General features: G+C 62.1%; 6 protein-coding genes and 1 pseudogene. All 7 read left to right on the top strand.

All coding sequences use genetic code 11. The features are described 5' to 3' along the window. Positions 1 to 324: 324 nt before the first annotated feature. The 7 genes and pseudogenes from EEB11_RS17480 (at position 325) to EEB11_RS17455 (ending at position 8,504) form a co-directional block, all read left to right on the top strand. Entirely contained in the window at positions 325 to 1,125 is an 801-nt protein-coding gene (locus tag EEB11_RS17480; RefSeq protein WP_135433583.1) for a substrate-binding domain-containing protein, read from the top strand. Continuing rightward, positions 1,046 to 2,551 carry a sensor histidine kinase gene (locus EEB11_RS17475; RefSeq protein ID WP_210134452.1) on the top strand — a complete coding sequence of 502 codons (1,506 nt, stop codon included), beginning with the start codon at positions 1,046 to 1,048 and terminating at the stop codon, positions 2,549 to 2,551. Before EEB11_RS17480 ends, EEB11_RS17475 begins: the two co-directional genes overlap by 80 nt. Before the next feature lie 4 nt (positions 2,552 to 2,555). Then, entirely contained in the window at positions 2,556 to 3,794 is a 1,239-nt protein-coding gene (locus EEB11_RS17470; protein WP_135433578.1) for a sigma-54-dependent transcriptional regulator, read from the top strand. Positions 3,795 to 4,014: 220 nt separating this feature from the next. Then, a pseudogene (locus EEB11_RS20385) lies at positions 4,015 to 4,230 on the top strand (4Fe-4S dicluster domain-containing protein); the annotation flags it as partial. Positions 4,231 to 4,242: 12 nt separating this feature from the next. Next, positions 4,243 to 5,115 carry a hypothetical protein gene (locus tag EEB11_RS17465; RefSeq protein WP_245298976.1) on the top strand — a complete coding sequence of 291 codons (873 nt, stop codon included), beginning with the start codon at positions 4,243 to 4,245 and terminating at the stop codon, positions 5,113 to 5,115. A 62-nt stretch (positions 5,116 to 5,177) separates the two neighbouring features. Next, positions 5,178 to 7,730 (top strand): molybdopterin-dependent oxidoreductase, encoded by a 2,553-nt coding sequence (locus EEB11_RS17460; RefSeq protein WP_135433574.1) that lies wholly within the window; start codon positions 5,178 to 5,180, stop codon positions 7,728 to 7,730. 15 nt (positions 7,731 to 7,745) lie between these two features. Continuing rightward, positions 7,746 to 8,504, top strand: a complete 759-nt coding sequence (locus tag EEB11_RS17455; RefSeq protein WP_210134451.1) for a 4Fe-4S dicluster domain-containing protein — start codon at positions 7,746 to 7,748, stop codon at positions 8,502 to 8,504. Positions 8,505 to 8,519 lie beyond the last annotated feature (15 nt).

The following is an 8,519-nucleotide window of genomic DNA, read 5'->3' as shown; positions in this document are numbered from 1 at the left end:
GGGCCAGTCACGCTTCAAGCTTGAGTTGCGCAACAACGCCGGGTGGGGTCATCGTTGGACGCCAATGGTGGGGTCGAACCCCGAGCCGAAACACAGGGTGTAACGTGTTCACCGCCGAACTGACACCGGCCCCAGCACCGCTCATGACCTGTGGTGCAACTGGTTTACAGGCAGTCGGTGCCAACAGACTCGACCGAAGCTGTTAATTGACGCACTTTGCGCTTGTGCGCCTGACGCGCTTACTGGAATCGCGAGAGAGATTAGTTGGAACTGACAAGACGCAAGACACTCTCCCTCGGCCTTGCAGCCTGCGGCACTTCTGCGATGCCTGCACTTGCGCAGGCACCGCCAGTAATCAGATTTGGTCTGACGCCGGTGTTCCTCGACAACGATGCACAGATTCTTGACCAGTTCCGCAGCTACCTTCGGGCAGCCACCGGGGCTGAGGTTCAGTTTACCCAACGTCGGACCTACAAGGAGGTTGTTGCGCTGCTGATCCTTGGCGACATCGACGTTGCCTGGCTTTGCGGTTATCCGCTGCTTCAACATGCAAACGAACTCGAAACCCTCGCCATGCCCGTTTGGCGCGGTGACACGAGGTATCAATCCTACCTGATCGTGCCTGCCGATAGTGTTGCCGGGGCGATCGAGGATCTGAGGGATGGCATTCATGCTTATTCCGATCCGGACTCGAATTCGGGATATCTCGTCACCGTCTCGGAACTCCTGCGGCTCGGCCAGAAGCCCGAGACGTTTTTCAGCAAGACCTTTTTCACCTTCGGACACCGCAACGTGACTGTGGCTGTCGCGCGCAAGCTCGCCGACTCTGGCTCGGTTGACGGCTATGTCTGGGAAGCACTGGCGAAAGAAGAGCCGGAACTGGCGAACCAGACACGGGTCATCTGGACGTCTGAATGGTTCGGGTTCCCGCCGATATGCGTGCCAAGGGCACTCGCATCAACGCCTGTGATCCAGCGACTGCGCCAAGCCTTGTTTGCGATGCAGGATCACCCGTCGGGGCGAAACGTCTTGCAAGCGTTGCACCTTGAGGGCTTTGCCCCACCCGCACCTGGAGATTTTGACAGCATCGCGCTGCGGATTCAGCTCCTGTCGCGACGGGGATAGCATGGGTTCGCGTTTGTCATCCATTCCTCTCACACTCCGTCTGCCGCTGATGGTTGCGGTCTTGATGTCATTGGTCGGACTGGCGGCCTCAGCGGTCGTGTTGCGGGCCTTGAGCACAACGCAAGCCAGTCAGTTGCGAACCATGGCTGAGCTGGAATTCGACAGCATCCGCACCTCGGCCATGTCGATGCTGATCAGGGATGACACATGGGAGCTTTTTGACCTTCTGGACCGCATCACCCAGCGCGGCACGGGTCTCCGCCCGATCCAAGCGCACCTCGTCGATCCATACGGGCGGGTCATAGTCTCCACCGAACCTGCCCAGTTCCGTATCGGAAGTGACGGAAGGCAGCTGATTTCGGAAGCGATCCCGTTGGATGCGCCCGATTACCCGCTGAACGAGGACAGCATACTTTTGAAAAGGGTAGTGGAGGGCGAAGGCAGAAGTTTCGGCCAAGTTGTCGTCGGCTTTGATGTCGGTGCGCTTGTGGCAGAGCGGAAACGAACCTTGACCTGGTTGGTCATGGGTAACATTGCTGCCACGCTGGTTCTGGCACTGGCTGGCTATGCCATCGCCGTTCGGGCAATGCGCCCGATTTCCCGATTGATTCACCAGATGGGAATACCCGGAGGTGCCCCTCAACCCATCCCGGCCCCTGAAATCCCGGTCGGTGATACAGAAACGGCCCGGCTATATCGAAGCTACAACCGCATGCTGCGCGCCGTGGAGGACCGAAACGCTGCCGAGCGGCGGCTGGCTGATCGTGAGCGGTTCGTCAGCCTTGGGCGGCTGGCCGGGACGATGGCGCATGAGGTGAACAATCCGCTCGGGGGGCTGCTCAATGCTGTCGACACGTTACGCAGTTTTCCGGACCGGCCCGAAGTGGTCGCCCGGAATGCCGATCTTCTGGACCGCGGATTGAAGCATCTGCGCGATGTCGTGCGCGTGACGTTGGACACGCACCGGCAGGCGCGCGGGGACGTGCCGTTGCAGACGGTGGATTTTGAGGACTTGCACGCCTTGATCCGGCCCGAAGCCGATCGGCTCGGCCAGACCCTGATCTGGGATGTCACCGCGGCGCCTGCCACTTTCGTGGCTCTGCCCGCCGGGCCGGTGCGGCAGGTGGCGTTGAATCTGCTGCTGAACGCCAGTGCGGTCTCCGGCAAGGGCGGAGAGTTCGGGTTGATCTTGCAATCTTTGGACCCTGGACTTGCCATCGTGATCAAGGACAGCGGGACCGGATTGCCCAGTGAACTGCGCCCGCGCCTTCTGTCGGATGACCCAATCGAGCCGGGGGGTGGGCTTGGCCTGCGACTGGTGCGCGATCTTGTCGTTGGCCTTGGTGGAACCGTCTCGCTCGGGCAATCTTCAAGCGGTTTGCAGGAAGTGATCGTGGTGCTAGCGTGCGGCAAGGAAAAGACATAAAGCCATGCTGCAGGGACGTAACATCGCACTCGTCGAAGACGACGAAATCATGGGCGCATCGCTGACCGACCGGCTGGAGCTGGAAGGGGCGCGTGTTACCTGGTTCAAGACCTTTGGCCGTGCGCTTGGCGGCCTCAGAACACCGCTGCGTCCGTTTGACGTGGTGTTGTGCGACATTCGTCTTGGCGATGGGTCCGGCGAAGACCTGTTCCTGCGTCTGTGTGACCATGGCACACCGCCGCCATTCCTGTTCATGACCGGGCAAGCGACAGCGGATCAGGCCGTGCGGCTGTTGCGCTCAGGTGCGGCGGACTATCTGACCAAGCCCTTCGACATGGCCGCTCTTCTGGCACGACTTGGGCAGATCATCTCGCCGGTTTCGGCGGTGGGGTCGGCTCTCGTTTTCGGTCCATCGCAGGCAGCCCGCGCGCTGGAGACCCAGATGGTGCAAATCGCGCTGTCAGATGGGCCGGTGTTGATCCTTGGCGAAACCGGCACCGGCAAGAAGGCGGCGGCGCGACACATCCATGGTCTGTCGGACCGTCGGGCGGCTCCGTTTGTGGCGGTGGACCTGTCGCGCACGGATGCGGCCGGACAGGAAAACCTGCTGTTCGGTGCGGACGGCGCTTTGCAGCGGGTTCAGGATGGCGTTCTGGTGATCGAACGGATTGGAGATGCCGCCACACAGGTTCAGGCGCGTCTTGTGCAGACAATATGGGACAGCCAGACACGTGGCGCGCGGATCATGGTCACGGACACGGACGAGCCGCGTCTGCGGGCCGTGTTGCGCCCTGATCTTTTCTATCATTTGAACATGCTGGTCCTGACCATTCCACCATTGCGGCAACGGCCAGAAGACATTGGCTGGATGCTTGCACGGTTGTTCGACGGCATGAACGCCCGCCGCGCCGAGAGTTTGAAAGGTATCAGCCTGCCCGCCGAAGACCTTGCCCTGCGCCATGACTGGCCGGGAAACGGTCGCGAATTGCGGGGGCGGCTGGCGCGCGCCATGGCGATTGCGACCGGAGACATGATCCTTCCGGCAGAGCTGTTTCCCGAAAAGATCTCTGAAGGCGAGGGTGAGTTTTCCACGCTGGCCGAGGCGCGTGAACAGGCAGAACGGTTCCAAATCGAGCGGGCCTTGGCGCGGACGGGTGGCGGGGTCAGCGAGGCGGCCAAGCTCTTGCAAGTGTCGCGCACGACGCTGTGGGAAAAGATGCAGAAGCTGGGACTTTCCGGCTGAGGCTGGGCGGCAACGCCGTGTTCGGAAATCCGAACATTCTGCGCTGCGGCGTGTCAGGAAAACCGAACACCGCTATAAATGCCTGAATTATTGGCAGGAATCCAAGTGGCCGCACAGCGCCACAGCGCCCCGAGAGCGGCATGCATTGGCGTACACTGCCCGTCAAGCTAGGCGGTGGGCTGCATTTTGACGCCCCCTCGACCCAGCCGAGGGAGTTGCTGTGACTCTTGCGTACAACAGACAACCTGACAGAAACGTTCCGGTCTTTCTTGACGCCGGTGCGTGTCTGGCCGTGCAGCGCCCAGACAGCAGCTGCCGCGCCTGCGCGGATGTCTGCGCAACTGCGGCGATCAGCGTCACACCCCGTCAGGTCGAAGTTGCCGCAGACAGCTGCACGTCCTGCGGACGGTGCGTTGCGGTCTGCCCAACCGGTGCACTGTCCGCGACCGTGTCGGCAAGCCCGGCCCCGGCGTACGAATGTGTCCGTGTTCCCGCTCGCGCGCGCGTCGCGGGGGCAGAAGTCGTCTCTTGCCTTGGTGGGCTGACCGAAGAAACCCTGCGTAGGGCATTGGCCAGCGGAGATGTGCACCTGATGGATCACGGCTGGTGCGGTGATTGCCCTGTCTCTGGCTTTGCGGCCCCGTGGGCGGATGTTGTGGCGCGGATCAGTGCCGAGGCCGAGTCGCTTGGTCTTGCTGCCCGGCCCTTGATCGTTGAGGCCCCGCTTGACCCTGCACGCGCGTTGGTGCCGCCGCAGGCTCCTGCCGCTGCCGCCAAAGGCCTGTCGCGTCGCCAATTGTTTTCCCGGTTTGCCGCGCCCGTTACACTAGACCAGACTGCGGCACCCGATGCCTTGGCACATTTGCCGGGGCAGATCGCTCCGCCGCGTCTGGCGGCTCGGCTTGACTACTTGCGCTTGGCAAGTGGGGAGCAGCCCTTGGAGGCACAGCTTTTCCCTGCCGTGGACCTTCCTGCGACCGCAGACATGCGACTGGCCGCGGGCCTTTGCCCGTCGGCGGCGCTGTCGCTTCACGCACTGCCGCAGTCCGACGTTCTGGTCTTCGATGCTGCGCGTTGCCTTGGCAGCCGGGGGTGTCGTGCATGCGTGGTCGCTGGCGCGATCGTCACGCCAGAGGGGGAAGGGGCCTACGAAGGCCCTGTCGCCCTCATCGAACGGCCGATGGCCGACTGCCCGAAATGCGACGCCCGCTTTGCCCCGGTCCGGGGCGCGCGCGTTTGCGATCCCTGCCGCAAGGATACTGAACTGGCCGCATTTGCCCATTGGCTGATGCGGCGTGCTCCGGTGCAACGGGGCGCATGAAATCTGCCGCGCCGGCTGACGGCGCAGGTTCGAGAACGACCTGAGTAAGGGAGGAGACACTGATGGACGAAATAAACACCGGGATCAGCCGCCGGAAATTCCTGGCGACGACCGGCACCACCGGCGCGCTGGCCGCGACGGTATCGCTGGGCGTGCCAGGCATGGGTCTGGAAGCGACAAGTGCAGAGGCCCAAGCCGCAAAGACCCCGAACACGGTTGTGACCAAGAACATCTGCCACCAGTGCCCAGCGCGCTGCGGGATCGATGTCTACACGACTGACGGGCGTGTCCATGCCATCTATGGCACCGCAGATCACCCGATCTCGAACGGCAAACTGTGCCCCAAGGGACCGCTCGGCATCTACGTTCTTTATGACCCCGACCGCTGGCGCGGCCCAATGAAGCGGACGAACCCGAACAAGGGCCGCAATGAAGACCCCGGCTTCGTACCGGTCACCTGGGACGAGGCGCTGCAGACTGTGGCCGACCGCCTGAACGGTCTGCGCGAACGGGGCGAAAGCCACCGGGCTGCCATGCTTTATGGCCGGGGCTGGGGGGCGTCGTGCGCGGGGCTTCTGGGTACATTCGGCGGCCTTTATGGCTCGCCTAACATGCCGATCGGGCATTCTTCGATGTGCTCGGACGGCTCGATCGTCGCCAAGGGCTATACAGATGGCAACGCCAGCTACAATTCGCATGATTACCGCAACTGCAACTACCTGCTGATGTTCGGTGTGGGCTTTCTGGAAGCCTTCCGTCCCTATAACAACAACATGCAGATGTGGGGCTACATGCGCGGGCGCAAGACCCCCAAGACCCGGGTCACCGCAGTCGATGTGCATGTCAACACCACGCTGGCCGCCGCCGACCGGGGCCTGTTGATCCGGCCCGGCACCGACGGCGCGCTGGCGCTGGCCATCGCCCATGTCATCCTGACCGAAGGGCTGTGGGAGAGATCCTTTGTCGGTGACTTCGCCGACCGTCAGAACCGCTTTGTGGCTGGCCAGACGGTCACCGCCGCCGTGGCACCGGAACCCGTTATCAACGCGGAGACCGGCGAGGCCACGTCACCCGAGATCACTGGCGAGGGCTTTGTCGAGAAATGGGTCACGGGTCTGGTTGATTGGTGGAACATCGAGTTGAAGGACCGCACAGTCGAATGGGCATCCGAGATCACCGATATTCCGGCCCGCGATATCCTCGCCACAGCGCGTGAATTCGGATCGACCCGCCCCGCCATGGCGATTTTTGAACGTGGCGCACATTCGCACACCAACGGCATCTATAACGGCATGGCGATCCACTCGTTGAACGCGCTGGTTGGCTCGCTCTTCGCCAAGGGTGGCATGGCCTATCAGATGGGCCCCAGCTATGGCCCGATGCCCGCTGATGCCAATGAGTTCAAGGATGACTGGGCCAACAACGGCGACTGGAAGACCCAACCGCGCGTTGACAAAAAGGGATCAAGCGACGGTTATCTGCTGGCGCGCAACATGATGCAGGAGATCGGGCCGAACCATTTGGCCGGCGATCCCTACAAGCTGGACACGGTGATCTTCTACCAAAACAACGCAATCTTCACCGCGCCCAACGGGCAGGTCTGGGAAGAGGCGATGAAGGATGTGTTCATCGTCGACACCTCGCCCTTCCCCACAGAAACTGGGCATTACGCCGATATCATCCTGCCCGACCACACCTATCTGGAACGGTATCAGGACAGCCCCACCTATCCGTTCGAGGGGTACCCCCTGACCCAGCTGCGGGTTCCCGCGATCAAGCCGATCTATGACACCAAGTATTTCGGCGATGTGATCATTGAACTGGGCAAGCGGATGAACGGCCCGATGGCCGATTACTACCGCGCGCTGGACAGCGCCGAGAACGTGCTGCGCCATCTGGCCAAGGGGTTCGAGACTGACCCCGGCGACAATGGCGTGAACTCGTGGGAAAGCTGGGTGGAAAAGGGCGTTTGGTACAAGAAGCCCTATTTCTGGCAGCAGCGGGACGGCGTGTTCTTCGAATGGGACGGCACCGACTACAACCGTGAGATGACTCCTGAGGAAGTGGGTCAGAAGCTGCTCAAGACACCCTCGGGCAAGTTTGAGTTCCGCTCAGCCGCACTGGAGGCCAATTCCGACTGGATCGTTGGCGCGACAGGGCGTGATCCGGCCAACTTGATGTTCCCGATCTGGGAGCCGCCGGTGCATCCGGGCGGGGGCGACCTGTACTTTGTCACCCCGAAGGTTGCGCTGCATGCCGAAGGGCGCGGGCACAATATCCCGATGGTCATTGCGCATTTGCAACCCACCGTTGGTGGGCGTGGAGAGGCGTTCGTCGAGATCAATCCTGTCACAGCCTCGGCGCGCGGGATCAGTGATGGCGACCGGGTCAGGATCAGTTCCGACGCGGGTTCCATTGAGGCTCGTTGCCGCGTCTATGCGGGTGTGCGCCCCGATACGCTCGTCCTGCCCATGGAGTATGGGCACTGGGCATCGGGTCGCTGGTCCAAGGCGGTGCCGACAGAACATTGCGGTGAGGCGACGGTGAACCAGTCTGACAGGATCACCGGCCAGGCCATGTATTATTCGACCAAGGTCCAAGTGGCCAAGGCGTAAGGGAGGAATACCGACATGCCCAAATGGGGAATGGTCATTGACCTTGAAACCTGCACCGGCTGTCAGGCCTGCACCACGGCCTGCGCGATGGAAAACAACCGCCTTCCGGGCGAGAACTGGCAGGATGTGCTGTTCTATTCGGAAGGGGAATACCCGAACCTGAACCTGTCCTGGCTGCCGCGGCCTTGCATGCAATGCGAGAACCCGTCCTGCGTGTCGGTTTGCCCCACCAAGGCGACCTATAAGGACGAAGGCACCGGGATCGTGCTGGTGGATTGGAACAAGTGCATCGGCTGCAAATACTGCATGGTCGCCTGTCCGTATGGCGTCCGTTTCTACATGGATGAGGCCCCGGCGGTCGAACCCGATGTGAGGGCCGAGTTTCCGGCCAGCGGTCGGCGGTCCTGGAACCCGCCCTTCAAGATGCCGGACGAATACGAGGACGCCTCCAAGGGGATCGGCATTCAGCCCAAGGGCGTCGTGTCGAAATGCACCTTCTGCTACCACAAGGTTAGCCAGGCCCCCGCAGGCGTCGCCGATCTGGACGAGGACAACCCCGAAACCAAGGAATTCACCCCGGCCTGCGTGCGCGTCTGCGCCCCGAAATCGCGGTTCTTCGGTGATCTCGACAACCCCGACAGCCACGTCAATGCGCTGATCGCTGAAAAGGGCGGTGTGCGGCTGAAAGAGGAAACAGGCAACAAACCGCAGGTCTATTACCTGTCGGGCGGCGGGTCACCGGCGGTGCCGGGCAACCGGTCGCGCCGGTCGTGAACGGGAGGGAATGAA

It is taken from the genome of Pseudotabrizicola sediminis, from assembly GCF_004745575.1.
Classification (GTDB): Bacteria; Pseudomonadota; Alphaproteobacteria; order Rhodobacterales; family Rhodobacteraceae; genus Pseudotabrizicola; species Pseudotabrizicola sediminis.
The sequence above is the reverse complement of the archived record's forward strand: the minus strand, read 5'-3'. Positions and strand labels throughout refer to the sequence as shown.

What these genes read in the sequence shown, in the direction of transcription:
- EEB11_RS17480 (WP_135433583.1), top strand. Translation starts at nt 325, where the DNA reads ATGCCTGCACTTGCGCAGGCACCGCCAGTAATCAGATTTGGTCTGACG.
- EEB11_RS17470 (WP_135433578.1), top strand. Translation starts at nt 2,556, where the DNA reads ATGCTGCAGGGACGTAACATCGCACTCGTCGAAGACGACGAAATCATG.
- EEB11_RS17460 (WP_135433574.1), top strand. Translation starts at nt 5,178, where the DNA reads ATGGACGAAATAAACACCGGGATCAGCCGCCGGAAATTCCTGGCGACG.
- EEB11_RS17455 (WP_210134451.1), top strand. Translation starts at nt 7,746, where the DNA reads ATGCCCAAATGGGGAATGGTCATTGACCTTGAAACCTGCACCGGCTGT.